Raw genomic sequence first — 25,355 nt, forward strand, 5'->3', positions numbered from 1 at the left:
TTCTATTTTACACGAAGCGAGTGTGGGTTTTTTTGTATTTTCTAGATGTCGCACTTAATAATACAATTTGTCATATATAAAACGAGCTTGGAAAAGTCCAAGCTCGTTTTTTTATCCAAATAAGAAATCCAAAACTCTGCTATGCGTTTGTTCATTACCAATTACAAGCAGGATATCATTCATTTGGATGCTGGCATATGGTCCAGGAGAAAGGGTTAATTCCCCCTCCCGCTTAATACCTACAATGGTACCGCCAGTATTTTGCCAAAATTTCAGCTCTGAAACCGTCTGTCCAATATAGGGGCATTCATCTGTTATTTCTACTTCTATGGGCGCCAATGGATTAGTATGACGAAGCTTGCCGGAGTAATCCACAATTTTGTTCATTGTTTCAAAAAGCTGCTCATCCAGCTTTTGACGTTCTTCCATTAGCTTCCTCATCTGCTTTTCCATATCTTTTACACTTTCAATATTGGAAAAGCGATTAATATAAGTTAAGGCATTCTCCCTAGAAGAGATTTCAACCCCTGCCCCCTTGGTTGATTTAACAATCTCAACATCCTCAAGGATTTTCATGGCCTTGCGAACCGTTTCAGGAGACACATTATACTCGCTCGCAAGTGTAGATCTCCCATGAAGTTTTTCTCCGACCTTATATTTCTCATTGTATATACGGTTTGCAATATCAATCGCTATTTGTTCATATATAGGTATCTTCGTACGCATGTATGTCTTCCTTTATCCATTATTGAATAAATAATTATACCATTTTTAAAAATAGGGATTAAAATGCTAAAGTTATCATTCAGTGTTCCCTATTAAGTATATTTTATCTCCTATATCTAGCTTTCGGAAACAAAGGCTATTTTAAATTCTTTTTGAGCTAACGCAGCCCCGTTAACCTCAGTGGGACATGGTTTTTATTTTTGAAGGTTTTTTCTCATAAGTGCAGCTACTTGTATATTATCTTGATTAGATGTACTTTCTAATTGACTGATAATTAACTCTTGCCGTTCCACAGGATGATTTTGACTTAATTTAGCTTTTGCTTCAATTTTTGTTATTTTTATTTTGAACGCTACAATTCCTTTACTCATTCCTTCAATATAACGCGATTCTACATTATTTAAATTGTATGGACTATCTGTGCTTTCATATTTATTAACCATATCATTTAAAGAATCGAATATTATTTTTTCATCCTCGATCATCTCCATCTTTCCATATAAATGGATAGACACATAATTCCAGGTAGGTACGGCTTTGGTTGTTTCGTACCAAGAAGGTGAAATATAACAGTGTGGGCCCTGGAACACCACAAGAACCTGTTGATTATCCGCATCCTTCCATTGCTCGTTCGGACGTGCAAAATGGCCATATAGAGCCTGTTCATCTTTCTTTAATATCAGCGGAAGATGAGTAGCGCACGGTTCTCCATTATGTTGTGAAAATAAAGTTGCAAAGCTATAGTTTTCGATAAATTTTTCAATAACATCTTGATCCTTAATTTCGAAATGCTTAGGAATATACATAATGGATTCCACCTCAAATAAATATATGGTTTTTTCTTTATTTTATATTAATTTCACCTTTATGTGTGGTTCAAGATAAAATAATCGTTTTAGGTCACAGAAAATGCTCTAATATTTCCATAAAAAAATGCCCCCAAAATTGGCAGCAAAATTAAGAGTTTTAAACTTCAGTGACAAACATATTTGCCTCCTTTTTTATATATCTACTTTCTATTCCATTTTCTGTATTGGAATTTCTTTCAAAAGAATCCGACCCTTTAAAATAAGAAAAACTCCACTTTTATGAAGTTTTCAAAAAATCCAGTATTTTAACTATATCCTGACCCAGCTCATCCTGCTTGCCCAAATTCATATTCTCCAGGTGTTCCTTTACTACTTCTTCAATAAACTGTTTCATTTTAGGAGTGGGAGAATTCCCCTCTTTCATATGGAGGATAATGGGTTGAGCAATCTCTATCTTCCGGGTAAAAGGTTCAGTTGGCATACCTACGCCATCAGCCATTTCCCCCCATCTTCTCCATTTATCCATATACTCTTCCAAAAATTGAATAGCCATTTCCATGTATGTTCCCTCCATTGCCGATAACTCTCATTGTATGCGGGATTACTGGGAGAAAGCAATGACAATGCCGTGACAATTAAAGTTCCCCCTTTTCTTAAACAGGTGGTTCAACTTTTCATTATCTTTAAGCACAAATAATCCCCTGTTCTTTTACAAGGGATTATCATTTATTTCCTATTTTTTAAAAATCAGTTCTGTTTAGATGTTCCTCTTAAAAAAGGCTAGTTATTCAGCTGTTTTTTGTTGTGCATGTCGTAACCCATGTCCTTCCTTTAGACCAGGCTAAGCATGGTTATGAACTTTTCGATACAAAAATGGATAAGTGTATAAAGGTTGTTTTAAAACCGTAGAACCAAATGCCCAGTTCAAAGACTTTTTAGTTGAAGGCTGGGTTTTTTTCGTTTTGATAAAACCCCCTCCTTATCGCCAGTACGATTGTGAGTTGTGCCCCCAAAACGGATTCGCTTGTTTCGATTTGAATGATCCACTTTTCATCCATAGAGACTAAAGTTCTTATCGCATCTCCAAAATACACTTCTTCGCTTGTCTTTGTTCTAGGCATCTTTTCCTCATTAACAAAAAAGAGCATGAATCATTGTTGGATTCATGCACCAGTTAGAAAAAAACATCTATTAACTTATTTCACGTTTACTTGGCTCATAAGGATAAAGAATTTCGTGGTCGCTCTTATCTCGCCGGATAACTAAAACTTCTTGTTTTCTCAAACAAATACTGTACTCCATATAATAAATAAGCTTTATAGTGTAAATATATAAAGAACTGAATATGATTTAACCGATTAAGACTTATGATTTTAAATTTTTTAAGAACATCAATGATAAGAAAAGCAAAGAGCCCATCAGAGATAACATTAAGTATTACAAACTTTTTAAAATTTCCATACGAAATTTTAAGTATCCACAGAGAAAGAGGCATATAAGGACCCACACTAAAAGGAAGTTCATCCTTGATGAATGATTTTCGCTTATCGTAAAACTTCCACCAATTCCGCTTGTGTCCATATAAATGATTTATGATCTCAAAAATAACAATAAAAACGCCCGATAAAGAATAACGCTTCATATTACGCTTTCCGAATAATAACAACGACAACCATGGAATGATGATAATAGATAGATTAAATATTAAGTGCTTCCTTGATATCATAATTATTAACACCTCGACCTATTTTTCAACTACTTATTAAAATATCCAATATCGTAAAAAAAATCCGCCATTTATAGCGTTTATCTCCCTTTTCACCTGAATCAGGAATAAAACTTTAAAATTCGCCGCCTAATATTGACCATTTAAAAAGAAAAAGCTGCCCACTTGGCAGCAAGATTAACATCTAAAAAACATAATAACATCCTGGGGATTAGACAAGCTCATTGTTATCTTCTAGGTTTTCCTTGTCAGCATCAGCGCTTGAACTATTCAGTATTTCATTTAATTCTCCAATATCACCTTTAGCATTTATTACTTCAAATATTTGATTTAAACCCTCGGAAGTTTTATCCTCATTATCTTTCATATACTGACCTCCTTTTTAAAATCAGTAATATGTTTACCCATATATCATTAATTATCCCGGAACTTTAAAAGTAATCTTTACTCTGTATCTCACCACTTTTAGGACTTCTTTTTAGCCGTTTCCTCTTCCATTAGCTTGCTGATCAAACCTGGAAGCCAATCACACAAAGCAGTGAATTTGTAGCCAAGGTCAGTCGCCTTTTGATTGCTCATATAAAAGGAGACCGGAATATTATAAGGCGACTCATTTTGTTCATTCTTTTCTTCCGCCAAAATAAACCCTTTTCCTGTTCGTTCTTCTATCAACTCCATTAATTCCTTCAATGTATAAGTGCCGGTCGCACAGGCATTAAATGGGCCTTTAAAATCAGATGTCCCAACCCAGGCCAGAAACTCCCCTGCCTCCTCTTCGGAAATGTATCCAAAAGAAGAATCGGTATTAGTGAAATAGATCTCTTCTTCATTTAAGACCCGATTTATATGGAATTTGAGCCGGTTTGTATAATCATTAAGTCCCAAAACAATAGGAAAGCGAACTGCAGCTGCTGAGAAACCTGATTTCTGAAAGAATATAGCCTCTGCCTGGCGTTTACCTTCCTGGTATGATACTTTGTCCCTCTCTTTTATTTCGATTGGATATTTGTAAGGATTAAAGTCCTCTTCTTTTAATCCTTGACCGTCTTCAGGTAAATCATATACAGACAAAGTGGAGGTCAAAATATATCTGCCTGTCTTACCTATGAAAATTTCAGCCGCTTCCGTTGCATCTTTTGCTGAAAAACAAATTTGATCAAAAATCATGTCCCATTTTGTATCTGTAAAAGCTTTTTTCATGCTATCTAAATCGAAACGATCAACCTTTATCCGGTGAACCCTGTCTCCAAATAGATCTTCAGTATTGCCTCTTGTAGCGATTGTTACCTCTATCCCTCTTTTTAACAATGATTCTACTAAATGAATCCCAAAAAAACGTGTTCCGCCAATAACCAATGCATTTGCCATTATTTCACCCATCCTTTATTTCGTTTCATTTTATTTTTTAAAGGTTACATTTAAATATATACAGCAGAGTATTTGTTAAATCCTTTATCTAATTAAACGGCTTTGCACCCTCAAAAGTTACGGGGTAAGAAAAAAAGGCCTCCGATTGGAAGACCCCTTGATTTTATATTTTCATATTTTTTTCATGCTCCAAAAGCCATTTCTTCCGCCACAATCCTCCAGCGTATCCTGTTAAATTTCGATTGGAGCCAATAATTCGATGGCAGGGAATCACGATACTCAGCTTATTTTTTCCATTGGCGTTCCCTACTGCTCTTATGGCTTTATCATGTCCCATAGAAACAGCAATCTCTTTGTATGACGCGGTTTCAGCAAAGGGAATACCTTTTAAGGTTTCCCATACCTTTTTCTGAAATATGGTACCCTCGAAAACATAGGGAAAAGCAAATGTTTGCCGCTCCCCTTTAAAATATTCGTCCAGCTGATGATAGCAATTTACCAGTGTCTTGGGCGTGTCAGTCTGCTTAATATATAACGGCCTCTCCCTATCAGCGAACATAATGGAATACACCGCATTATTTGTTCCTATTATTTCGAGTACCCCTATTGGAGATGGATAATCTAATTTATATTGATTACTCATATAAAGACCTCCATAAATAAAACACGGCGTAAGCTTCCCAGCCTGTCCAGTTTAAAGCCATTTCTTTAATTTCATTAATGGTTGGCTTGCCCTCAAGACCTAATTGAACCTTTAGTGCGTTGTGAAGCCCTACATCTGTAATAGGAAATGCCGACCTTTGGTGAAGGCATTTCATCATAACATAATCTGCTGTCCAGGCACCTATTCCTCGCAGATTTGTTAAGTAGTTATGTATTTGTTGATAGTCTTGTTTCTTAAGAAGGTTTTCCTTCTTTAGTTCTCCTTTTGCCATGGCTTTTGCTACACCTATTACGTATTCAGCCTTCCTGGCAGTAAACTGAAGTTCCCTCAATTGCTCTATGTCTATTTCTGCAATCCTATCAAAAGAAGGATATAACCAATAGATTTCTCCTTCAAACGTAAGGCCTTCCCCAAAGCGTTCCACAAACCGTTTTTTTAAAGTGTAAGCAAATTTCAGGTTGATTTGCTGGCCTATGATAGCCCATGTAAGAGCTTCGAATAAATCTGGAATGCCAATAATTCTTAATCCTCTATATCTACTCGCTATTTGTTTCAAAACGTTATCGTCCTGAGCCATTTCATAAAACCCGGCTAAATCCTGTTCCAAATCAAACCAATCCACTATATATGCGGCAGCCATTTTTCGAGCGTTTTTAGATGGCTCTCCTAATGGGAACTCCACATTAAGCACATCATTTTTGCAACCGATTTTCAATAATATTAACTCTTGATCAACCTTTATCAGTTTATATAAAGATCCATCTTTAATCCTGTGAAGCAATTCCTGATCAGATCTGCCAAAAAAAACCAAGCATTCCTCAAAATTAAAGTTCCTGGGCGTATTCACTTTTATCATGGACGATAAGTTTGAACTGCTCATATGCCAGCCCCTTGCTTTACCTGGTTTCGATACTCATTCGGTGTACATTTTTTCATTCGTCCAAACACCCGATAAAAATTAGAAGGACTTTGGAACCCAACCTCGTAACAGATATCAAGGTTGGTCATAGCAGTACTTATTAACAAAAAAGCTGCTTTATCTATTCTTATTTTTTCTAAATAAGCACGTGGTGTTTCTTGTGTTTCCTGTTTGAAAAGTCTTTCCAAATAAAAGGGACTAACACCGATTTGTGAGGAAATATCCTCCATAGTCAGATTCTGTTTATAATGAGTGACCAGAAATGAAATCACTTGTCTTACCATACCTTCATGAGGGGAATGTTCAGATTTAGGCTGGCATCTCTTGCATGCCCGGTAACCCGCTTCTTCCGCTTGACTGATTGATGAATAGAATTCTACATTTACTTTTTTGGGTTTTCTCGATCTGCAGGATGGCCTGCAATAAATCTTTGTTGTTTTCACCGCGGTAAAAAAGAGGCCATCATATGTACGGTCACAGGCAAGGATTTTCTCCCACATTTCATCAAAGGAAAATTCCAAACTTGTCATGGTGCTTCTCCTCCATTCACTCTTACTGCAACCTATTTTACCAATAAGGGAAGTTACTTTTCATCCTCATTCTTGCTCTTACAGTCGATATTACTTCAAGAGCTCTTTTATTACTCTATAAACTTTTCCGGTTGTTTATTTAACTACTAAAAAGCTGATCTTTAAGAGCAGCGCCTTAATACTAAATTTATATTTCCTCTTTGTGATTTATGTCACATAGAATTTTTGAAAAATCAACTAAAATACTTTTAAAAGATCCTAAGGAGGAAATAAAATGTTTGCTGCTTGGTTGTTTACGATAAGTTTATTCTTTATTGGAATTTATGCTTCTATGATTATAATGAAAAACTTAAAAGAAAAAGATGAATTGGATATAGCTATTTTAGAATCGCAATTTAAAAACAGGACAAAAAATTACTCAGAGGATTTGAAAGACGCCATATAATTTTAGCAGCTTCAGCTTGAAGCTGTTTTTTTTCACTTTTATAATCCCTTTTAAAAAAAGAAATTTTCATTCTGTCCCTATAAAAAAATACACTGATCCTATTGGATCAATGTACCTCTTCAAATAGTAAATTTGTTTTTAAATAATTTGTCTTTCCTCTGCCTTTTGTCCCACTTTACGATTATTATTGATTTTATATCCTAATATGATGGAAGCAAAAACTAGAGTGATCGCATTGGCAAATATGACGGCATTTAGCTCTGCCATGATTCCATAAATTGTCCAGAAAGCAACACCGATAGTAAAAGTTAAGTACATACCCAAGGATATCCCTGAGGTGTTTTTGGTCTTGATAATCATGACTGCTTGTGGAATAAATGAAACAGTTGTTAAAATTGCAGCCATATAACTTATTGATGTTATCATGGACTTCCCCCTGTTGTAATTGATAGTTCTTATATTGATTTTCAATGTAAGCGGTTGAATTTAAAAGCTTTATTTCATTAAATATCTCCATTACCATACTAAACTGAAAGCGCTACATTTTAAAGATATATAATTTCCGTTAGTCAACGGAAAAGTTTAATTCTATATTTTAAATACTAAGAAAGATTAAAAGGAAAAAATTAAAAATGAAAAAACTCTTCTTAATCAGAGGAGCCTTGATGTTCATCTAGGTAATGCCAGTCAGATTCAGTCGGAGGCAGAATAGCTTTCTTACCTTGTAAATCCTCAAATTGGCAGTTCCTCATAATATAAAGGATTACTGCTCCCTCAAAACCATCACTGTCATTAATGGTTATCGGGCCATCAATGATCAAGACTTTTTGATGCAGTAGATTTATCTTTGGGTCCTTAAAAAGCGGAAAGGATAGGTCTTTTTGTTTTCATATGGACACTTTTAAAGAGATGCTCCATTTTGGGAATTTGTAACTTGGTCCTGTTTTAAGAGACATGTCGTTCATCTAGTCTTTGAATCATATGATATGGATTTTCTTATGTATTTTTCATCATTCTCTATTTCTTCATGGGTTGTTCACTTTTTGTTCATATTCGTCATGTACTCTATTTTTAGTCAAACAAAAGAGGCATATATGGAATTATGTTTCCCTTTGAAATTAAAGAATTTAGGAGTGAGGTAATGAAGAAATGGGTGCTCGCAGGACTTTTAATAAGCGCCTTGGGATTATCAGCATGCAGCAACAGCAGCAGTGCCGTTATGAAGTCCGATGCAGGGAATATCACACAGGATGAGTTATATCAAGCTATGAAATCAAAGTATGGAACACAGACGCTTCAGCAGCTTGCTGCAGAAAAGGTATTGTCAAAAAAATATACCGTTTCTAAAGCTGAAATAGATTCGGAAGTCAAAAAGGCAAAAGACCAACTTGGAGACCAATTCATGTCCGCTTTACAGCAATATGGTTTTAAGGATGAAAATGACTACAGAAACACTGTAAAACTAAATCTCTTGGAACAAAAAGCCGCCCTTAAAACAATTAAAGTAACCGATAAAGAGTTAAAAGCCGCATACGCTTCTTATAAACCTGAAATAAGGGCCAGCCATATCTTGGTAAAGGACGAAAAAACAGCTAATGATATAGAAGCTAAGCTTAAAAGTGGGGCAAAGTTTGAGGATTTAGCAAAAGAAAAATCAACAGATACTGCCAGTGCCTCTAAAGGAGGAGACCTGGGATGGTTTGGAACAGGCGTAATGGATCCTGACTTTGAAAAGGCAGCTTATTCGTTAAAAGAAAACCAAATCAGCGCTCCTATCAAAACTCAATATGGCTACCATATCATTCAACTGACTGGCACAAAATCAAAACAATCATTTGCGAAGATGAAGAATACCCTCACCGCGCAGGTTAAGCAAGGTAAAGTCACACAAGATATGATTCAAAAGGTTTTAAAAAATGAATTTAAGAAATCGAATATAGATATATCCGACAAAGATTTGAAAAAGGCAACGGACCTTTCAACGGCATCTGTTTCATAAAAGGAGGCAACCCACTGGGTTGCCTTTTTTAGATTCATCCTTTAATGAAAACGACCTGATTTTAGTGATATTATCCGCACTTTGTCCAGTTAGATGAGAGTTTTGGAGCTAAGGGATTGCGTGCTGGCATTATTGCTGAATTTGAAGGTGTCCTCAAGTTGAACTTAAATAATGTAGTTTTTATAGAAGTTACTTTTCAAAAATTGATTTCCAAATCCACAAACATTAATTATCAGAAATGTAACCTGCATCTTTAACTGATGCGGGTTTTTTTGTGGTTAACCTTTCTTTGCTAACCTTTTACCTTCATCAAAAATGAAAATATCTCAATTTCGAGATTTTTTGATTGACAGTTAACTTGGCTTTGAGTTACTATTATCTCAGATTCAAGATATATTATTTTAAAATAAATTATTTACTTTTTACTTAATTTAATGAGGTGAAAGTTATGAGCTTTTTTAGCAATCTATTCGGAACTTCAGCTAATAAGGAGGAGAAAAAAATGGAAAAATTAAATATTGGAATTATCTTAGGCAGTACAAGACAAGGCCGCGTTAGCCCACAAGTGGGAAAATGGGCAAAGGAAATTGCGGATAAACGTGGAGATGCTAATTATGAAATCGTGGATATTGCAGATTTTAAATTACCATTCTTGGGTGAAGGTACAGGTAATGAACCTGGATTAAAAGCTTGGCCTGAAAAACTTGCTTCATTAGATGGTTTCGTCTTCATTGTATCTGAATATAATCACAGCATTTCTGGTGCTTTAAAAAATGCCTTAGATTCAGCTCGTGATGAGTGGAATAACAAAGCTGCTGGGATTATAAGCTACGGTTCTACTGGCGGAGCAAGAGCTGCTGAACACTTGCGCGGCATTTTAGGTGAATTACTGGTTGCAGACGTTCGTGTTCATCCAACTTTATCATTATTTACAGACTTTACAAACTTCAGTGAATTCACTCCATCCGAATTACATGAAAGTAATGTAAACTTGATGCTTGATCAAGTTAACGCTTGGAGCGGCGCACTCAAAACCTTACGAAAATAAAAATGAGAAAGTCCGTCCTATACGGGCTTTTTCTATCTTAAATGCTCGCTGATGTATACATTCAAATCAACATCAAAGGATAAAGAAAAGGAGGTGCATTAAATGTCAAGCTTCCACCAGAAACCTTGTATTTATGTTGGGCAGGTTTTTTTAAAGGTTGAAAATATAGACCGCTCGCTTACGTTTTACAATAATGTGATTGGTTTTAAAATACTGGAACAAACGGAAAGAAAAGCAATACTAAGTGCAGACGGAAATACTCCCCTTCTTACCATTGAACAGCCGGAGAATGTTATTCCTAAGCCAAAAAGAACAACCGGACTATATCACTTCGCCATCTTATTACCTAACCGGACGGAGTTAGGGAAAGTATTAAACCACCTGCTGCAGCTTGGTTACCCTTTACAAGGCGGTTCTGATCATCTTGTTAGTGAGGCACTTTACCTTGCGGATCCCGATGGAAATGGAATCGAAATTTATGTTGACCGGCCTTCATCTAATTGGAATTGGGAAAACGGCGAAGTCCTAATGGCAACCAATCCATTAGATGCTGACAGTCTACTTGAGGAAGGAAAAGGAGCTTCAAGGGAGACACTCCCCGTTGAAACCGTGATAGGCCATATTCATTTACATGTGGCTAAATTAAATAAAATCAAGGAATTTTATTGCCAGGGCTTAGGATTTAATGTGGTTAGTAAAATGGGTAATCAGGCGTTATTCATATCCACTGGCGGCTACCATCACCATATTGGACTAAATACATGGAATGGAACCGGAGCCCCTAAACCACCTATGAATAGTGTTGGACTGGAAAGATTTTCACTCGTTTATCCAAATAATGAGACCAGAACGAAGGCTGTTAATGATTTAAGTCATCTAGGCTACAAGAGCACTAGTGTAGATGGCGATATAATTGTTGAGGACCCATCAGGTAATCTTATTCAATTAGAAGTGTAATAACAAAGGGATTGCAGCAGCAATCCCTTTGTTTACATCTCCTCTGGGGCTCCTAATCCTAATAATCTAAGACCCTCTTTTAGAACCATCTTAACTGCATATACGATTGATAATCTTGCCTGCTTGTAATCTTCATCATCTAAAATGCGGACAGAACCATAATATTTATTAAATGCTCTTGAGAGCTCAATGACATACTTGCCAATTTGCGATGGATCATATTCTTCCATAGCACGTTTAATTACCTCCGGAAAAGCCATTAAGGAAGTAATAATCGGCCATGCTTCGAGATCAAAATTGCTTAAAAGTCCCATACTTTCTTTAAACTGCCCTTTTCTTAACAACGAGGAAGTACGTGCATGAGTGTATTGAACGTAAGGTCCTGTTTCCCCTTCAAATCTTAACATGTCTTCCAAGGAGAACTCTATATCGTTAAGCCGGTAGTTTCTTAAGTCATGGAAGATAACTGCGCCCGTCCCTACCTGGCGGGCGACTTCCTCTTTGGAATCAAGGTTTGGATTTTTTTGTTCAATATCCTTCAATGCAAGCGTTATAGCCTCATGTAAGACCTCTTCTAGCAATACCACTTTCCCTTTTCGTGTAGACATTTTTTTGCCGTCCTTTAACATCATTCCAAAAGGAACGTGAGTCATTCCGGCCTGCCATTGGCAGCCCATTTTATCCAGCACAGCAAATAATTGCTTAAAATGTAAGGTTTGTTCATTCCCTACTACATATAAAGATTTAACGAAGTGATATGTTTCCTGGCGATAAATGGCTGCTGCCAAATCACGGGTGGCATAAAGACTGGTTCCGTCTTTTTTCTTTATTAAACAAGGAGGTAGATCCTCCAGAGAAACTACTTGTGCACCTTCTGATTCTTCCAGTAAATTTATTTCTTTAAGCTGCTGTACCACTCTTTCCATCTTGTCATTATAAAAAGCTTCGCCATGATAGGAATCAAAGCTTATCCCCATCAAATCATATATTTTTGAAAACTCCTTTAATGACTCCTCACGAAACCAATCCCATAATCTATGTGCTTCTTTATCGCCGTCCTCCAGCTTTTTGAACCAGCCACGAGCTTCATCTTCCAAGCTGGTTTCCTTTACTGCTTCTTCATGGAATTTCACATATAATACAAGTAATTCTTTAATGGGATGCTGTAAAACTTTTTCTTCATCCCCCCATTTTTTATACGCGACAATTAGTTTACCAAATTGAGTGCCCCAATCACCCAAGTGATTAATTCTGACTGGACGGTAACTGCATTTTTCTGCTATCAATGCCAGGGCGTTCCCAATCACAGTTGAGCGTAAATGCCCCATTGAAAAGGGTTTTGCAATATTGGGTGATGAAAAGTCGATCGTGATAACCTGATCATTTCCAAGATTTAATGCACCATAATTTTCTTTTTGGGAAAGAACATGCTTAATAACCTCAGAAGAAACCTTCCTTTTATCTAAAAAAACATTCACATATCCACTTACAGCTTCGATTTTTTCGAAAACTGGAGATTCGATTTTATCAGCCACTTCCACTGCAATGCTTTGAGGTGACTTTCGAAAAATTTTCGCCAATTCAAAACAAGGAAATGCCAAGTCTCCCATATACTCGAATTTTGGTTTTTCAACCATTAAAATCAATCTGCTTTTGTCCATTTGGCCATTTAAAGCTTCATACAAACATTCAGCAAGGTCATTCTTAAAGTTCATCTTTTATCTCCTCCAAAATAAAAAAACTCCCGCCTCTTTAGTAAATAAAAGAGACGAGAGTTTATTAGTCCCGTGGTACCACTCTAATTGTTTTTATAAAATAAAAACCACTCCATTTGGTAACGGGGTGATTCCCCGGTATTCCCTACTCACTTTCAGGAAAACATCTCTAAAGTGCGGTTCATTACCTGCTGCATGCAAAGCTCACACCATCCCTGACTCGCTTTATTTTCGCAAATAACTACTCTCTTTATCAGTGACTTTATCATTATTTAGAATCATTATATCCATTTATTAGAAAATTACAATATATTTTGTGGAAACTTTTACATTTTCAAATCTCATTCATTTCTGTTTAAATTTTCGAGAATGTCAATATACCGTTGTTCAAGCTCTTCGTAGGTGAATTCTTTTTCTTGTTTTCTTAGTAGAAGAAGTTCATCCAAATGCTTTTTGTTTTTACGGAATTCCCTTTTATCTTTGTAGTAAGTTAGCCATATCCAAACAATAAGTACTAATGAAAAAATCGTAAAAAGTATCAAAAGAAACAAATGTTTCGTTGGTTTCCCAAAGAATATTAATACAAGATTTAAGGGAGGACCTAAGGCCACAAGGGTACTAAATATTACCTGCACTAGGTTAGGTTTTGATATATCATAAAAAGCTTTCATAACTTTTAGCAGTTGTTTTTTCTCAGACAACTAATCATCCCCCTAAAACTATAGCTTAGAAGTGAAGTGAGGCATCTCATCACCTCGACAATCTCTTTACTCTAATTCTATAGAAAACAATGTTTATCCTACCAAGTGTCTTGTTTAATTTTATCTTCCGTCTACCCAAAAAACGCATAACCTTTTATATAGGTATACGATAGCTAAAAAGGTAAATTGCTATTCGTAAAACTGTTACCATAATCATTTCCTGTTGATTTCCTCCGTTGGGGTTGGCTTTCCGCTCAAAATCAAAATCATTAATTAGCTTTAACACTGCCAAAATAAAAGAACTAGTGCCCGTTTCCTGGGACACTAGTTCTTTTAGTAACAAGTTGTTCATTTCTAGTATGACATTTTATTAAGCAAAGCCGTATTACTTTTTAGGGATTTCACATCCATCGTCATCACAGATAAGTCCGTCTTGACTGTTTAAAACGGTGATTTCATCCTCTGCAATGATTTTCTTCAATGCCTGAACAAAGACCTCAGTTGGCTGGGCACCAGTAAGAGCGTATTTTTTATTGATAAGGTAGAATGGAACTCCTGTAACACCATACTGTTGAGCTGTTTGCTCATCTGCATGAACCTCTTCAGCCATTTCTTCGCTTGCAAGCATTTTCCCTACAGCTTCCCGGTCTAACCCTACTTCGGCTGCCAGGTCTTTCAAAGTTTCGTGATCTCCAATATGTTTGGATTCTGAAAAGTAGGCGCGTAAAATCCGTTCCGTCATTTCCTTCATTAAGCCCTGTGTTTTGGCAAACAAGGTCAAACGATGAGCATCAAAGGTGTTCGTTAGAATAAGTGTATCCATTTGATAATCCAATCCAACTTCCTTCGCCATTTGCACCATATTTTGAGTGTTTGCTTTTGCTTGAACTATACTCATGCCGTATTTCTGAGCTAATTTTTCATACATGTTTTCTTTTATATTTCGTTCCATTGATGGATCCAATTCAAAGCATCTATAGGTTACTTCTATTGGATGGTCAATCTGCTTAATGGCGTCCTCCAGACGCCTTTTGCCAATATAGCAGAATGGTCAAGCAAAGTCTGTCCACATTTCAATATGCATATTTTATCCCTCCGATTCGATATTCTCCTATAGTATAGGGGCTAAGCTTGTATTTTACACGGGATTTGATTGGCCGCCACTTGCTCTCTTGTTTTTAGCCTATTTTGAGTATTAGAATCAAAATCAAACTAAACCTAAAACCCCTTCCACAGTTGAGAGGGGTTAATAAACATTTATAAATTCTTCATTGCTTCCTCGATAGGAGTTCCCCCTGACACTAGATCAAAGGCTTTATTATATGTGCTTTCTTCCTTAATAACTGCCAGTATTGTTCTGGCTACATCCTCCCTAGGTATTGATCCTCGTTCAAGGTTTTCGGAGGCTTTCACTTTGCCTGTGCCTGGTTCATTAAGAAGGCCCCCTGGGCGGATGATTGTGTATGTTAAATCACTTTGAAGGAGCATCCTGTCAGCATAATGCTTTGCAACATAATAAGGCTTAATTTGTTCGTTCCAATTTTCACGGTTGTGCGCCTGAAGTGCGCTAACCATAATAAATCGTTTTACTCCTGCTTTTTCAGCCGCTTCAACCATTTTGGCAGCACCATCAAGGTCAATCAGCAGTGTTTTATCCAGTCCCGTTTGTCCGCCGGAACCTGCTGTGAACACGACAGCATCACACCCTTTGGCAGCATCTGCTAGTTGCTCTACTGTTCCTTCAAGATTACCCATTGTCCCTTCTATTCCTGACTTTTCAAGTTCTTTTATCTGCTCTTCTTTTCGAACCATCGCTCTAACACTAAAATCACTGCTTTCCTTCAAAAGCCCCACAAGCTGCTTCCCGATTTGTCCGTTTGCTCCAACTACTAATACCTTCAAGATAAAAACTCCTTTCTCTGAACCATATCCTCCATATTTCTACCCTATAATTTAAAAAATAAAAGTAGAAAAGAATCTCACTCCTGTTAACCTTTTACCAGAACATCGACTTATTGAAGAAATCTCATTTTAAAATTGGTAAATTTTAAGGATAATTTAAGAATCCCCTAGTAGAATTAGCATTGTAAAGGAATTACTATCCAACTAAACTCAGAATTTAATTTCCTCACAAATTGGATATAAAGGTAAATTTTTAAAATTGTATTCTAGTGTTGAAAGCAGAAAAGTTTTATCAAAAAGGAGAAAAATAGATATGAAGTCAATTGGCATTGTAAGAAAAGTGGATGAACTGGGACGTATTGTAATACCGATGGAGCTCCGGAGGACTTTGGACATTTCAGAAAAAGATCCTTTAGAAATTTACACGGATGGAGATAGTATCATTCTAAAAAAATATACCGTCGATATGGCATGTTCTTTAACTGGAGAAATAACAGATAAAAACCGCAAATTGGCAAATGGAAAAATTATCTTAAGCCCGGATGGTGCAAAAGAGTTAGTTAAACAGCTAAATGAACTATTCCAATTAACCTGATAAAAACCTGTTTTTAAAACGAAAAAACCTCGTCCTTCATGACGAGCTTTTTTGTTTTTTTATATTTAAAATTAGACCAGTTGCTGACAGTGTTTCATTAAATATTTAGGAAAGCTTAAAGCAGAATTTATTCTCTCCTCTTTAGTAGGGAAAATCCTGTCCTTCACACCTCTGCGAATATTTATTGCTTCCTGAATGATGCTGTGCCATTCTTGTGTCATATGTATCAATCCGTAATTCCCCGCGCCAAGTTTTGAAATAATATCATATTCTTTTAAGGTATAATATTGACGTAACAATCCAAGGACGGTCCATTCAATTTCAAAATCAATTTCTGGAGCAGAAAGTTTTAGTAGATTCTCCTTTGAATTCTCTAATCTATGTAAACGAGTTGCCCAGTAGGTTTTCATATTTTCCAGCACAAAAGAAATCAGGTCCTGTTTGTTAAGTTCAATTTTAAGTTCTTTTCTGTCTGGTCCTAAAATGTTCATTCCTCTTGTTTTAAGGAGCCACCAAGTAACGGGGTTAAAATGAGTGTCAAAGCCCATTTTTCCTCCATTGTAGTATGGGTAATAGGAGTTATAATGAGTTGCAATATTACCTAAGTCCTCCCAGAGAATATATACCCCATCCATTTCTGGCTTTTTATATCTATTGGAAATAATGTGGTGGATCTCCGATAAAGCCTTTATTTCATCCTCACATAAACGATTCTCAGTAATAGCAATAAAATCTATATCACTTGAATCTTTAATATATGCATCAAGTACAATTGAGCCGTGTAAATATAATCCTTCAAGTTGATTCGGCATTCGTTTTTTCCATAAGCTAATATAATCATTCAATAGTTGATAAACATCTTCTGGGATTTTGCTCATAATTCTCCCTTTCTCACCTGCCCTCTGAGTGTATCCTGCTATCAAGTAGTCTTTTCCTTATCGATTAAATGTAAAGAATTTAAGCTTTGCCACTCGTAAATCAATAAATTTAATTCTTTACCCTGGATTTCAATTGTTGTCGACTTGTAAAGTTCCGCACCCAATTTTTCATAAAAGAACCTGGACTTATTATCCTCTAATACCTCAACAAATACTTTTTTGTATCCTAACTCATTAAATGTTGAAAACAATTTCTCGACCAACTTGTTTCCAATTCCTTTGCCTTGGTATTTTTCTAGGATATAAATGGAAGTTAAGTCACCAGAATTTTCGACGTCATTGGTTTCCCGTCTTCCTCCGTCGGCAAATCCAACAATTTCCCCCTCATTACTTTCGGCAACAAAAACATAATTGTCGCTCCTTGAAATATTATTTATCCATAGAGGTGTCCTCTTGTCATAAGTAAGACTGTCTAAATAGCTGTCAGGGATGATATTTTTGTATGTCGTTCTCCAGCAATCAACATGCACCTTTGCTATCCCTTCAGCATCAGATAATTTCGCTTCCCTGATTATCATTTCTTAGCCCCCAAATGAGTTATTATTAATAAATAAAAAGCAAGCCAAGATGCTATGGTTTATCCTGCCTCTCTTTTGGTTTCCCAAAAAATTCGCAGAAAATATCTTGACTGCTTCTTGTGAGTTTTCTTTTTTTTACTCACTATATATTATTCCTAATATTGCGTCAATTAAATTCAACTAACCCAAACCCCAGGAATTTTATCTTTTTGATACCTTTAATAACTGCTTTGATCTTCTTCAAACAATGCACCTAACATTTATACTAGCTTCATATCCTTAATGGTTGATAACAACTTAAATCAGCTCTTTTTTTCTGTTTAAGTGTTTTCGTAATCTAATAGGATTTTTTTATTTGGTCCTATTTTCATTGTTCCTCTTATCGATATCTTCAATAAATTTAATAGTTATTTTCTGGACTTTTCTATAAGCTGCCGTAGCCATGAGCGCGCCTCATGCTGAAAGCAATGAACTCCAAACAACCTTCTTTGTCGATTTTTTCATATAAACATCCTCCCAGTGTTCGTTATATTATAGGTCTTACCCCATCTCTCTGCTCTTTAAAAAATTCTTACCTTCTTTGACTTAAGAACCCTATGAGTGTAATGATCATTTCCGACTTTTCTAATATCAAAAAAACCTATTTGTTTGTTAAATATTCCTATCTGCTGTCATGTGTTACGATGTTTTTTAAAGACAAATACTTGAAGCAAAAATATTACCCTTGTTTCCTTAATAAATTGTAATTGACATTAATGGAATAAAAAGGATAAAATATATTTACCTATCATGCATAACAAAGTAGTTATTTTTTTGTTTAGCTATCTTGTTAAACAAAATAGCTGACCTTGACTAATTTGCCTTATTAATAAGGAGTAAGAAAGGAAGCTATAAAATGTCATTAAGAAGTCAATTATTAAAAGGAATTTTGGATGGATGTGTGATGGCTGTTATTGAAAAGGAACCTGTTTATGGTTACGAACTTTCCAGGAAGCTTCAGGAAATCGGATTGGCAGATGTGAGCGAAGGTACTATTTATCCTATTTTGCTCCGACTTCAAAAAAATGGACTTATAAAGGGAGAACTGCAGCCCTCTGAAGCAGGTCCCAACCGAAAATATTATAGATTGACAGCTGAAGGAAAAGAGTCACTTAATACCATTGTCTATGAGTGGAAACAGATCGTTAATCCAGTTAATTCTTTATTTAAAGGGAGGAATTTACCGTGAAGGCCAAACAATTAATTGAGGAGAATAACAGAAAACGAGAGCTTCTTAACCAGGAGAATGAAAAATACTATATGGACATGTTACTTTACATTCGTCTGCAATTAACTCTTTCCGAGCAACAGTCCGAGGAAGTATTAATCGAGATGCTTGATCACCTTCTGGATGGCCAGCAGGAAGCTAAGACAGCACAAGAAATTTTCGGTGATGATCCCCAAGGCTATGCTGATGAAATTATAGAAAATTTACCGAAGGAAAAGAAACGAAATGTATTTTCTTTCATTAGCGGAATTGTGATTAATATCGTCAGTTGGTTGTTAATGATTCGAGGAGCGATTTTCCTTATAGCCTCACAATTCAAGGATATCACCACAACTGTGTATCCAATCAGCATTCTTATTGAGTTTGCTGTTACTTTGGGGATCACCTTATTTGGTGTATGGTATATTTTTAGGATCATTAGGCAATCGCTATTTAAAAACAAATCTAATGAAAAAAAAGATATGATAATAGTAGGTCTTTTCGCAGTATTTTCCATGTTAATCTTCATTGTAATAAATCTTTTAATACCAAAGTTCGGTCCAAACTTCCAGTTTACCTGGTGGGGTTCCATTCTTGCCGGGGGAGCCATTTGGGCAATCCTATCTACGCTAAAAAAATTTGAAGTTGGGTTTAGTTAAACAATGCACTTCCCCCCCATTTTTGCATCTGCTAAAATGGGATTTTTTAATTTCATTGTAATTGGATATACTTCTTCAATTTTCATAAAATTTCAAGTTATTTTCCTATTCTGCGTATTTGGGAGATACTTCCATTAGAGGAAGCAGAGGTTTATAATAACCATATAGTACTAATCAACCCGCAAAGGGGAGGAATTATTCATGTTAAACCATATTTTTCTTCAAATTAAAAATACATTTATCACTACGACATCTGATAAAATTAGAGAATTTGAACGTATCGAATCCAAGCGTACAAAAACTCACAGATAAATTCACATATTGAAAGAAGCCGTAAAAGGCTTCTTTTTTTTCTGTATTTAGGTACATATAATTGCAGCGGAAAGCCAGCGATTGTTCTGCTAATTTGATATTATCGATCCCTATTATCGGCAAAAAAAGAAGACAATCAATTGTCTCCTCAAATAGCTTTTTTGATAAAATCTAACGTTCTTTCTAAAATTACCTGCTGGTCATTATCAAGAGTAGCAACATGGTAACTATCACTCAGTTGATGGATTTCTTTTGTTTCGGAAGTAATACCTTCATAAATGATTTGTGCATTATCTGGCGGTACCACATGATCTTCATTGGAAACAAAAATTAATGTAGGACATGTAACTTTTGATAGATTCTCCTTTACATCATCCATAAATCGTAAAATTTCTTTAATTGATTGGACAGGAGTCTTTTCATAAGCCAGTTCTTTCACTCCAGGCTTTTTAATATCGGATCCAATTGCATCTAAAAATCTGACTCCTTCTAATTGCCTCACCGGGTCCATTGCAGGAATATCCACAGCCGCATTTATCAGGACAATCGAACGAATCTCCGGATATTTTTCTGCCATATAAAGTGTCAGTGTACCTCCCATTGAAAGACCAGTAACAAAGATAGTATCACAACGCTGTTTTAACCATTCATATCCCTCTTCTATCGAGGAAATCCAATCCTGAAAGGTTGTCTTTTCCATATCTTCATAATGTGTACCATGCCCTTTAAGACGCGGTCCGCAAACCGTATAACCGGCTGCAGCATACGCCTCACCTAAAGGCCGCATGCTCTGGGTCGATCCTGTAAAACCATGAGATACTAAGATTCCCACTCGATTTCCTTCAAAGTAGAACGGTTCCGCACCTTCTAAAATAGGATAAGCTTCAGACATATTCATTCCTCCATTTTAGTTGACCTTCATAAAAAGAATTCGCTTTTATTCCGTTAAAACCTTCATTTTGAAAAAAAATATCCAAAGATATTAGTAACAGTGCCTCCTATTTCAAATAAACTTAATTACCTTTAATTGAGTGATAGAATGGCATTCATTTAGTTTACATAACATTATTATGTATTCTGTCCAAAAATCACGAGTTTCTTTTAATTTGAGTTCTCTTTCAGACGTACCCACTGTTAACTCAATCAATAAATCTAAGGAACGAGTCGGATATAACAATAAATATAACTGCCTATATAATACTAAAAGCAGTGAATTTCTTTTGGAAAAATCCACTGCTTTTCTATTTGTTTTCTATGTGCTTTACCTAAGCTGTTATGGTTATGGTGTAGGGCTTGCGGCTTTAGCCGTGCCAGTTTCAATTATCCTCTATTTCTATTTTCAAACTGATTGTACCAGTTATCAATCAGCCCATGCCAGTTATAGAAGAGAGTACTCCTTGGTGCACGTGCCACCTGACTAAAATCATCCTCGTCAAAAACATCCGCTCCGAGCATGTGTATAGCAGCATGAAGATTAGAATTTTGGATAAAACTGCCCAGTTCATCAGCCGAACCAAACGATGAAAGATTTCTAGTAATACGATTTTCAGCTTCATCTAAAGTTTTGCTCCATGCTGGATGCCTTTTAATTTCCATTGGAATCGAAGACCATGGTTCTACCCTGCGTGGGTTATACCCTTGCTGATGATACCAGCTTAAGGTTTTCTGTATAAAGTTACGATGAAAATCGAGGAATTCCATTCCACTTCCAGATTGTGATCGCATATCCATATGCATGTTATGCCATCTTAAGTGCTCATCAAGAAATTGCTCAGGGAAATTAGGTATAGTCGCCATTCGTAATCTCCTTTTTAATATAGCTATATTAAAAAAATGTAGCCTTTGATTGTGTACTTGTCCTAATTTCCTACTTTTCTTTTCTAACCGAGGATTTTATTTTAATCATATTGTGGGTTGAAACAAAAAATGCATTAATCCTTTTGGACCAATGCACCTAATCATACTCTTATTTAAATGACATTCCCTATGTCCTTCAAAGACAGCTTTTGGAGGTTATCAGAAAGCAAAATATACGCCTTTACTTTTTTCTTGAATTTTTTTACAACATCAATGCGATCGTTGTAAATAAACACAAACGTCCTAACGTCCTTCTTGCCTTTTTTCGTATCTATAACCAAGCGAGTTCCACTGTTTTCAGGGTTTAAATATAATCGCTCGTTCCCTGGCCAGATATAATTTCTTTCTAAAAATGCAGCGTTATTAAATTCATGAATAACTTGAATTTTGGCTTGCCCTTCCAAGCGTCTATCATCAATCGTAACCGTAACATCTTCGCTTTTAAGTTTTGAATGCACTTCAAATTTACTAATTAGCCATTCCACAACACCGGTTGGAAGACAAGTCATTAATATTTTAACTAAACTGATGAGAATTATAGAAACCACAACAGCCCATGTCATCATTAATCATCTCCATATCTTCAGTATTTATATTATAGCACTAGAGTGTTATATTGGGTACCCCCTGAGGTAAATGCTTCATCACAAAAACAGAACCTGTTGTAACTAGGTTCTGTTTTTACTGAACATTTTAAAACTACTATCTTAAGAGCGGCTTATTAATTCCGTTTTTTTTCTTTTTATTTGTATATCTGAAATCAAGAAGATGCTGCTCAAAATTACTAAAAGACCTACAACCATTCCTATGGTTATATGTTCATTTAGAAATAAAACTCCCCAAATCATACCGAACAAAGGAATCATGAATGTCACACTTACCGTTTTAGTTGGTCCTATGTTTTTAATTAAATAGTAATAAACAAGATAGCCCATTGCAGTACTTAAAAGGGCTACTCCCAAAACGGAAAATGAAACAATAGGAGTTACGGCAGATAGGGATTTAGGCAAATTTAATACGCTAAATGGAAGGATTATTAAGGAAGCACCCATTTGCTGTCCAAAGGCAACAGCTGCGGGAGGGACACTCTCAAAAGTTTTTTTAGCATACACACCGGCCAAACCATAAGAAAGCGTAGAAAATATCGAACAGAAAATAGCAGCAATGACCTTTAACGTAAGAGGAATGGGGCTCCAGCCAACCAATATAATTACTCCAATAATACCAATAAAAATACCTGCCCACTTTTTTATAGTTAACCTTTCATTCAGCCAGCCCCAGGCAACAAGTGCTGTAAATAAAGGAGTAAGGGAATTAATGATGGATAATAAAGAAGAATTCAATTGAAGCGAAGCTATTGCCACAAGTGTAAATGGAATTGCAGCATTCAATGCCCCCACAATTAGATATTGTTTCCATTTTTGCCTGAACAGGGTTGATTGTCCGATTAGAAATACGTAAATCAATAAACCAGCCGCAGCAAATGTAACACGGCCTTGGGCGGTAAGAAACGGACCAATTGCCGGTGATGCAATTCGAACAAATAAAAACGAGGAGCCCCATAAGGCGGCTAATGCAAACAAAGCTCCAATTTCTTTCGTTTTCATCAATTACACCTTCTAAAAAGTTATTGTTATTTGCCTAATACAATAATGTATTCCCTTCAGATAACAACGGTGTTTTAAAAGATGATCCCATATTAAAGAGCGGCCTAATTTAAGCCGCCCCATTTTAAAATCTTTTAGCTATCGACCTTTTATAAATCTGACATGCTCCTCTCTAATTAGGTTAATGAAATTTTCTCTCTCCTCATCCATACTGGTGATCATTTTTATATTTTTTTCACTGCTTAAAAATCGCTTCACTTTGCTATTTTGGTAGATGATGTATTCATATCTAAAATCTTTTTCCAATTCACAAAACCAGGGTTCTACCATTAATCTGTTAATATTCTTCTGGAATTTTGTTTCAAGAGCTCGTTCCGGGATGAAATGGCCAATGATTTCACCTGCGAGATCAACTAGCAATTCAACAATAAAACCGCTAATGGTAAATCACCCCCTACTTAAATTTGATTACCGTGAAATATTTTAAGAATAAAATCCCGTGTTGGCAGCCTGCAACCGATTATATGAACGAAGGAGAATATCAGTAATAATGGCTAACTGCATCTCCCATTTCTCGCGATTCTTTAAGGAGTTCTTTATTCTTCTATTTATTTAAGTTAGATTCCTCCCCCACCCTCCTGTTTTTGGTAATTTTCTTTCAAATAAGTAATTAATTTAGTAAAAAATGAAATCTTAAGAATTTCTTAAGGTTTGCCTGTTAGTATAAGGACCGTTGGAGGGATGAATTTGAAAAAGAATATAATCAGAATAACACTAGATTTACTAATGGCGATCACATTTGCTTTACTAATGAACCCTAGGGTCCTCAATGGACTGCCTTTTCATGAGATTGCCGGGCTTGTCATTGGAGTAGCCATCCTTACCCATATCGGCCTAAACTTCCGCTGGGTAATCCAGACTACTAAGAAAATTTTTAATCCTACTCTTCCTGGAAAAACACGTTTTAGTTATGCATTAAACATACTTTTACTAATTTCAATGGCAACTATTATCATTACAGGTATCCTTATTTCAAGAGTTGTCTTGCCTAGTCTTGCCATTGAAGGAAGCCGTGGCATTCGGGGACTCCATAACCTTTCATCTAATGTGACACTCGCTTTGGTTGGAATTCATATCGGTGTTCATTGGAAATGGATAATGGGAATATGCAAGAAAATGTTTAAGTTTAAAGAAGGAAAATGGAGAAAAGGAGCGATTGTTTCAGCCATACTCTCAATCGCTATCCTGGCAGGCGGAATCCAATGGTTTGCCTCCACTTCCTCTGCAGGTAACGGAAATGTAGAAGGAAAAAGATTCGAAGCAAATGGTGAGAGGCCAGTATTCCAGTCTAAGAATGATTCTGATTTCCAAGGGCCACCGCCTGGAGAATTTAATGGTAGGCATGAAGGATTTGACGGACGCGAACGACAAGAAGGCCGAGGCGGAGGAAGCCCCTTTCTCGTAATTTTGAACTATTTTGCGATTTTTGGTGTCCTTACTGTTGTAACCTATTATCTTGAAAAACGGATTTTACGTAAAAGAAAATTAGCTAAAAGTGCCTAATAACAAACGCCTGTATGGATACGGGCGTTTTTATTTGCCCAAAAAATCTCTTGCTTTATTTTTCTTCAAAGAGCTATAGATATTAACTCCACCATTCATTATCATTCTTTTCACGCAAAGAATTCTCTTACCTTACCTTTTTTCTGTCTGGATGAAGTACCGGTCACTAACCGTCCCTCTTCGTTACCTTTTTTCCTTCTGGATGAGGATTTCGGTCACTAACCGTCCCTCTTCGTTACCTTTTTTCCTTCTGGATGAGGATTTCGGTCACAAAGTTTACCCCATATTACTATTTGTCCTCTAAGCAGTACTTCAATTCCGCCAATTTTAATAATATTTCCGCCAAATTACGCCTCTATTCCGCCAATTTTATAGATATTTCCGCCAAACTACGCCTCAATTCCGCCAACTTTATAGAAAATCCCGCGAAACCACTCCTCTATTATGCCGAATCAAAAAGAGAGAGGGATTCTATGATATATACCCCTTAATTCGGACAGTCATATAAAAGAGCCTATATTGCTAATAGGTGGCCCCGGTATTGTACCGGG

At 36.1% G+C, this 25,355-nt stretch carries 29 protein-coding genes, 1 pseudogene and 1 other annotated feature; of the genes and pseudogenes, 9 read left to right on the plus strand and 21 right to left on the minus strand.

Annotation, left to right across the window (positions count from 1 at the left end):
* Window positions 1-111: 111 nt before the first annotated feature.
* The 3 genes from AC3WR0_RS23905 to AC3WR0_RS23915 all read right to left on the minus strand — a co-directional run bounded on the left by AC3WR0_RS23905 (window position 112) and on the right by AC3WR0_RS23915 (window position 2,094).
* Complete coding sequence (locus tag AC3WR0_RS23905) at window positions 112-726, minus strand: cation:proton antiporter regulatory subunit (protein ID WP_492554607.1); 615 nt, start codon at window positions 724-726, stop codon at window positions 112-114.
* Between the two features lie 194 nt (window positions 727-920).
* Entirely contained in the window at window positions 921-1,532 is a 612-nt protein-coding gene (locus AC3WR0_RS23910) for an FMN-binding negative transcriptional regulator (protein ID WP_492554608.1), read from the minus strand.
* 280 nt (window positions 1,533-1,812) lie between these two features.
* Complete coding sequence (locus tag AC3WR0_RS23915) at window positions 1,813-2,094, minus strand: hypothetical protein (protein ID WP_492554609.1); 282 nt, start codon at window positions 2,092-2,094, stop codon at window positions 1,813-1,815.
* A 251-nt stretch (window positions 2,095-2,345) separates the two neighbouring features.
* Here AC3WR0_RS23915 and AC3WR0_RS23920 point away from each other — a divergent pair.
* Window positions 2,346-2,444 (plus strand): annotated as a pseudogene (locus tag AC3WR0_RS23920) (hypothetical protein); the annotation flags it as partial.
* A 26-nt stretch (window positions 2,445-2,470) separates the two neighbouring features.
* Here the strand turns inward: AC3WR0_RS23920 and AC3WR0_RS23925 are convergent.
* From AC3WR0_RS23925 to AC3WR0_RS23955, 7 genes are all read right to left on the minus strand, one after another.
* Complete coding sequence (locus AC3WR0_RS23925; protein WP_492554610.1) at window positions 2,471-2,656, minus strand: hypothetical protein; 186 nt, start codon at window positions 2,654-2,656, stop codon at window positions 2,471-2,473.
* Window positions 2,657-2,781: 125 nt separating this feature from the next.
* Window positions 2,782-3,261, minus strand: a complete 480-nt coding sequence (locus AC3WR0_RS23930; protein ID WP_492554611.1) for a hypothetical protein — start codon at window positions 3,259-3,261, stop codon at window positions 2,782-2,784.
* A 211-nt stretch (window positions 3,262-3,472) separates the two neighbouring features.
* On the minus strand, window positions 3,473-3,628 hold the full coding sequence (locus AC3WR0_RS23935; RefSeq protein WP_492554612.1) for a hypothetical protein: 156 nt from the start codon (window positions 3,626-3,628) through the stop codon (window positions 3,473-3,475).
* A gap of 98 nt (window positions 3,629-3,726) precedes the next feature.
* Window positions 3,727-4,629: an NAD-dependent epimerase/dehydratase family protein gene (locus AC3WR0_RS23940; RefSeq protein ID WP_492554613.1), complete on the minus strand. Its 903-nt coding sequence runs from the start codon at window positions 4,627-4,629 to the stop codon at window positions 3,727-3,729.
* A 163-nt stretch (window positions 4,630-4,792) separates the two neighbouring features.
* Window positions 4,793-5,272 (minus strand): methylated-DNA--[protein]-cysteine S-methyltransferase, encoded by a 480-nt coding sequence (locus AC3WR0_RS23945; RefSeq protein WP_492554614.1) that lies wholly within the window; start codon window positions 5,270-5,272, stop codon window positions 4,793-4,795.
* Entirely contained in the window at window positions 5,265-6,173 is a 909-nt protein-coding gene (locus AC3WR0_RS23950) for a DNA-3-methyladenine glycosylase family protein (RefSeq protein WP_492554615.1), read from the minus strand. Before AC3WR0_RS23950 ends, AC3WR0_RS23945 begins: the two co-directional genes overlap by 8 nt.
* Window positions 6,170-6,742 (minus strand): bifunctional transcriptional activator/DNA repair enzyme AdaA, encoded by a 573-nt coding sequence (locus tag AC3WR0_RS23955; RefSeq protein WP_492554616.1) that lies wholly within the window; start codon window positions 6,740-6,742, stop codon window positions 6,170-6,172. Before AC3WR0_RS23955 ends, AC3WR0_RS23950 begins: the two co-directional genes overlap by 4 nt.
* Window positions 6,743-7,016: 274 nt before the next feature.
* Between AC3WR0_RS23955 and AC3WR0_RS23960 the strand changes: the two genes are divergently transcribed.
* Window positions 7,017-7,187 (plus strand): hypothetical protein, encoded by a 171-nt coding sequence (locus tag AC3WR0_RS23960; RefSeq protein WP_492554617.1) that lies wholly within the window; start codon window positions 7,017-7,019, stop codon window positions 7,185-7,187.
* Between the two features lie 138 nt (window positions 7,188-7,325).
* Here the strand turns inward: AC3WR0_RS23960 and AC3WR0_RS23965 are convergent, their stop codons facing one another.
* Window positions 7,326-7,613, minus strand: a complete 288-nt coding sequence (locus AC3WR0_RS23965; RefSeq protein WP_492554618.1) for a SemiSWEET transporter — start codon at window positions 7,611-7,613, stop codon at window positions 7,326-7,328.
* Between the two features lie 715 nt (window positions 7,614-8,328).
* On the opposite strand from AC3WR0_RS23965, the gene AC3WR0_RS23970 reads away from it, so the two are divergent.
* The 3 genes from AC3WR0_RS23970 (at window position 8,329) to AC3WR0_RS23980 (ending at window position 11,191) form a co-directional block, all read left to right on the plus strand.
* On the plus strand, window positions 8,329-9,186 hold the full coding sequence (locus AC3WR0_RS23970) for a peptidylprolyl isomerase (protein ID WP_492554619.1): 858 nt from the start codon (window positions 8,329-8,331) through the stop codon (window positions 9,184-9,186).
* A 448-nt stretch (window positions 9,187-9,634) separates the two neighbouring features.
* The gene (locus AC3WR0_RS23975; protein ID WP_492554620.1) at window positions 9,635-10,234 is read left to right on the plus strand and encodes an NADPH-dependent FMN reductase; all 600 of its coding nucleotides are present in this window, start codon (window positions 9,635-9,637) and stop codon (window positions 10,232-10,234) included.
* A gap of 102 nt (window positions 10,235-10,336) precedes the next feature.
* The gene (locus tag AC3WR0_RS23980) at window positions 10,337-11,191 is read left to right on the plus strand and encodes a VOC family protein (RefSeq protein WP_492554621.1); all 855 of its coding nucleotides are present in this window, start codon (window positions 10,337-10,339) and stop codon (window positions 11,189-11,191) included.
* A 32-nt stretch (window positions 11,192-11,223) separates the two neighbouring features.
* Here AC3WR0_RS23980 and argS read toward each other — a convergent pair whose 3' ends face one another.
* The 4 genes from argS to AC3WR0_RS24000 all read right to left on the minus strand — a co-directional run bounded on the left by argS (window position 11,224) and on the right by AC3WR0_RS24000 (window position 15,509).
* Complete coding sequence (argS, locus tag AC3WR0_RS23985) at window positions 11,224-12,906, minus strand: arginine--tRNA ligase (protein ID WP_492554622.1); 1,683 nt, start codon at window positions 12,904-12,906, stop codon at window positions 11,224-11,226.
* Window positions 12,907-12,952: 46 nt separating this feature from the next.
* Window positions 12,953-13,172: a binding site (T-box leader), on the minus strand.
* Between the two features lie 75 nt (window positions 13,173-13,247).
* Window positions 13,248-13,607 (minus strand): hypothetical protein, encoded by a 360-nt coding sequence (locus AC3WR0_RS23990; RefSeq protein WP_492554623.1) that lies wholly within the window; start codon window positions 13,605-13,607, stop codon window positions 13,248-13,250.
* 385 nt (window positions 13,608-13,992) lie between these two features.
* Entirely contained in the window at window positions 13,993-14,646 is a 654-nt protein-coding gene (locus tag AC3WR0_RS23995; RefSeq protein ID WP_492554633.1) for a DsbA family oxidoreductase, read from the minus strand.
* A gap of 218 nt (window positions 14,647-14,864) precedes the next feature.
* Complete coding sequence (locus tag AC3WR0_RS24000; protein ID WP_492554624.1) at window positions 14,865-15,509, minus strand: SDR family oxidoreductase; 645 nt, start codon at window positions 15,507-15,509, stop codon at window positions 14,865-14,867.
* A gap of 313 nt (window positions 15,510-15,822) precedes the next feature.
* Here AC3WR0_RS24000 and AC3WR0_RS24005 point away from each other — a divergent pair, with 313 nt between their 5' ends.
* Window positions 15,823-16,104, plus strand: coding sequence for an AbrB/MazE/SpoVT family DNA-binding domain-containing protein (locus tag AC3WR0_RS24005; RefSeq protein WP_027319763.1), 282 nt, complete (start codon window positions 15,823-15,825; stop codon window positions 16,102-16,104).
* A gap of 71 nt (window positions 16,105-16,175) precedes the next feature.
* Here the strand turns inward: AC3WR0_RS24005 and AC3WR0_RS24010 are convergent, their stop codons facing one another.
* Together AC3WR0_RS24010 and AC3WR0_RS24015 are read right to left on the minus strand one after the other, a co-directional pair.
* On the minus strand, window positions 16,176-16,982 hold the full coding sequence (locus AC3WR0_RS24010) for an aminoglycoside adenylyltransferase domain-containing protein (protein WP_492554625.1): 807 nt from the start codon (window positions 16,980-16,982) through the stop codon (window positions 16,176-16,178).
* A gap of 41 nt (window positions 16,983-17,023) precedes the next feature.
* Window positions 17,024-17,560, minus strand: coding sequence for a GNAT family N-acetyltransferase (locus AC3WR0_RS24015; RefSeq protein ID WP_492554626.1), 537 nt, complete (start codon window positions 17,558-17,560; stop codon window positions 17,024-17,026).
* Window positions 17,561-18,455: 895 nt separating this feature from the next.
* Between AC3WR0_RS24015 and AC3WR0_RS24020 the strand changes: the two genes are divergently transcribed.
* Complete coding sequence (locus AC3WR0_RS24020; RefSeq protein ID WP_492554627.1) at window positions 18,456-18,788, plus strand: PadR family transcriptional regulator; 333 nt, start codon at window positions 18,456-18,458, stop codon at window positions 18,786-18,788.
* Window positions 18,785-19,465 (plus strand): DUF1129 family protein, encoded by a 681-nt coding sequence (locus tag AC3WR0_RS24025; protein ID WP_492554628.1) that lies wholly within the window; start codon window positions 18,785-18,787, stop codon window positions 19,463-19,465. Before AC3WR0_RS24020 ends, AC3WR0_RS24025 begins: the two co-directional genes overlap by 4 nt.
* Window positions 19,466-19,925: 460 nt before the next feature.
* On the opposite strand, the gene AC3WR0_RS24030 is transcribed toward AC3WR0_RS24025, so the two are convergent.
* The 4 genes from AC3WR0_RS24030 to AC3WR0_RS24045 form a co-directional block, all read right to left on the minus strand.
* The gene (locus AC3WR0_RS24030) at window positions 19,926-20,669 is read right to left on the minus strand and encodes an alpha/beta hydrolase (protein WP_492554629.1); all 744 of its coding nucleotides are present in this window, start codon (window positions 20,667-20,669) and stop codon (window positions 19,926-19,928) included.
* A 428-nt stretch (window positions 20,670-21,097) separates the two neighbouring features.
* Window positions 21,098-21,574, minus strand: a complete 477-nt coding sequence (locus AC3WR0_RS24035; protein ID WP_492554630.1) for a hypothetical protein — start codon at window positions 21,572-21,574, stop codon at window positions 21,098-21,100.
* A gap of 173 nt (window positions 21,575-21,747) precedes the next feature.
* Window positions 21,748-22,197 (minus strand): YfmQ family protein, encoded by a 450-nt coding sequence (locus AC3WR0_RS24040; RefSeq protein WP_492554634.1) that lies wholly within the window; start codon window positions 22,195-22,197, stop codon window positions 21,748-21,750.
* Window positions 22,198-22,341: 144 nt separating this feature from the next.
* Window positions 22,342-23,241 (minus strand): DMT family transporter, encoded by a 900-nt coding sequence (locus AC3WR0_RS24045; RefSeq protein WP_492554631.1) that lies wholly within the window; start codon window positions 23,239-23,241, stop codon window positions 22,342-22,344.
* A 741-nt stretch (window positions 23,242-23,982) separates the two neighbouring features.
* Between AC3WR0_RS24045 and AC3WR0_RS24050 the strand changes: the two genes are divergently transcribed.
* A complete protein-coding gene (locus AC3WR0_RS24050; RefSeq protein WP_492554632.1) occupies window positions 23,983-24,804 on the plus strand; it encodes a DUF4405 domain-containing protein in 822 nt (273 codons plus the stop codon).
* Window positions 24,805-25,355: the final 551 nt, after the last annotated feature.

The organism is Neobacillus sp. FW104-15D2, assembly GCF_058790155.1.

Excerpts from the sequence above, each read along its gene's own strand:
- AC3WR0_RS23905 (WP_492554607.1), bottom strand. The coding sequence starts at position 726 with ATGCGTACGAAGATACCTATATATGAACAAATAGCGATTGATATTGCA.
- AC3WR0_RS23910 (WP_492554608.1), bottom strand. The coding sequence starts at position 1,532 with ATGTATATTCCTAAGCATTTCGAAATTAAGGATCAAGATGTTATTGAA.
- AC3WR0_RS23915 (WP_492554609.1), bottom strand. The coding sequence starts at position 2,094 with ATGGAAATGGCTATTCAATTTTTGGAAGAGTATATGGATAAATGGAGA.
- AC3WR0_RS23925 (WP_492554610.1), bottom strand. The coding sequence starts at position 2,656 with ATGCCTAGAACAAAGACAAGCGAAGAAGTGTATTTTGGAGATGCGATA.
- AC3WR0_RS23930 (WP_492554611.1), bottom strand. The coding sequence starts at position 3,261 with ATGATATCAAGGAAGCACTTAATATTTAATCTATCTATTATCATCATT.
- AC3WR0_RS23935 (WP_492554612.1), bottom strand. The coding sequence starts at position 3,628 with ATGAAAGATAATGAGGATAAAACTTCCGAGGGTTTAAATCAAATATTT.
- AC3WR0_RS23940 (WP_492554613.1), bottom strand. The coding sequence starts at position 4,629 with ATGGCAAATGCATTGGTTATTGGCGGAACACGTTTTTTTGGGATTCAT.
- AC3WR0_RS23945 (WP_492554614.1), bottom strand. The coding sequence starts at position 5,272 with ATGAGTAATCAATATAAATTAGATTATCCATCTCCAATAGGGGTACTC.
- AC3WR0_RS23950 (WP_492554615.1), bottom strand. The coding sequence starts at position 6,173 with ATGAGCAGTTCAAACTTATCGTCCATGATAAAAGTGAATACGCCCAGG.
- AC3WR0_RS23955 (WP_492554616.1), bottom strand. The coding sequence starts at position 6,742 with ATGACAAGTTTGGAATTTTCCTTTGATGAAATGTGGGAGAAAATCCTT.
- AC3WR0_RS23960 (WP_492554617.1), top strand. The coding sequence starts at position 7,017 with ATGTTTGCTGCTTGGTTGTTTACGATAAGTTTATTCTTTATTGGAATT.
- AC3WR0_RS23965 (WP_492554618.1), bottom strand. The coding sequence starts at position 7,613 with ATGATAACATCAATAAGTTATATGGCTGCAATTTTAACAACTGTTTCA.
- AC3WR0_RS23970 (WP_492554619.1), top strand. The coding sequence starts at position 8,329 with ATGAAGAAATGGGTGCTCGCAGGACTTTTAATAAGCGCCTTGGGATTA.
- AC3WR0_RS23975 (WP_492554620.1), top strand. The coding sequence starts at position 9,635 with ATGAGCTTTTTTAGCAATCTATTCGGAACTTCAGCTAATAAGGAGGAG.
- AC3WR0_RS23980 (WP_492554621.1), top strand. The coding sequence starts at position 10,337 with ATGTCAAGCTTCCACCAGAAACCTTGTATTTATGTTGGGCAGGTTTTT.
- argS (WP_492554622.1), bottom strand. The coding sequence starts at position 12,906 with ATGAACTTTAAGAATGACCTTGCTGAATGTTTGTATGAAGCTTTAAAT.
- AC3WR0_RS24005 (WP_027319763.1), top strand. The coding sequence starts at position 15,823 with ATGAAGTCAATTGGCATTGTAAGAAAAGTGGATGAACTGGGACGTATT.
- AC3WR0_RS24010 (WP_492554625.1), bottom strand. The coding sequence starts at position 16,982 with ATGAGCAAAATCCCAGAAGATGTTTATCAACTATTGAATGATTATATT.
- AC3WR0_RS24015 (WP_492554626.1), bottom strand. The coding sequence starts at position 17,560 with ATGATAATCAGGGAAGCGAAATTATCTGATGCTGAAGGGATAGCAAAG.
- AC3WR0_RS24020 (WP_492554627.1), top strand. The coding sequence starts at position 18,456 with ATGTCATTAAGAAGTCAATTATTAAAAGGAATTTTGGATGGATGTGTG.
- AC3WR0_RS24030 (WP_492554629.1), bottom strand. The coding sequence starts at position 20,669 with ATGTCTGAAGCTTATCCTATTTTAGAAGGTGCGGAACCGTTCTACTTT.
- AC3WR0_RS24035 (WP_492554630.1), bottom strand. The coding sequence starts at position 21,574 with ATGGCGACTATACCTAATTTCCCTGAGCAATTTCTTGATGAGCACTTA.
- AC3WR0_RS24040 (WP_492554634.1), bottom strand. The coding sequence starts at position 22,197 with ATGACATGGGCTGTTGTGGTTTCTATAATTCTCATCAGTTTAGTTAAA.
- AC3WR0_RS24045 (WP_492554631.1), bottom strand. The coding sequence starts at position 23,241 with ATGAAAACGAAAGAAATTGGAGCTTTGTTTGCATTAGCCGCCTTATGG.
- AC3WR0_RS24050 (WP_492554632.1), top strand. The coding sequence starts at position 23,983 with ATGAATTTGAAAAAGAATATAATCAGAATAACACTAGATTTACTAATG.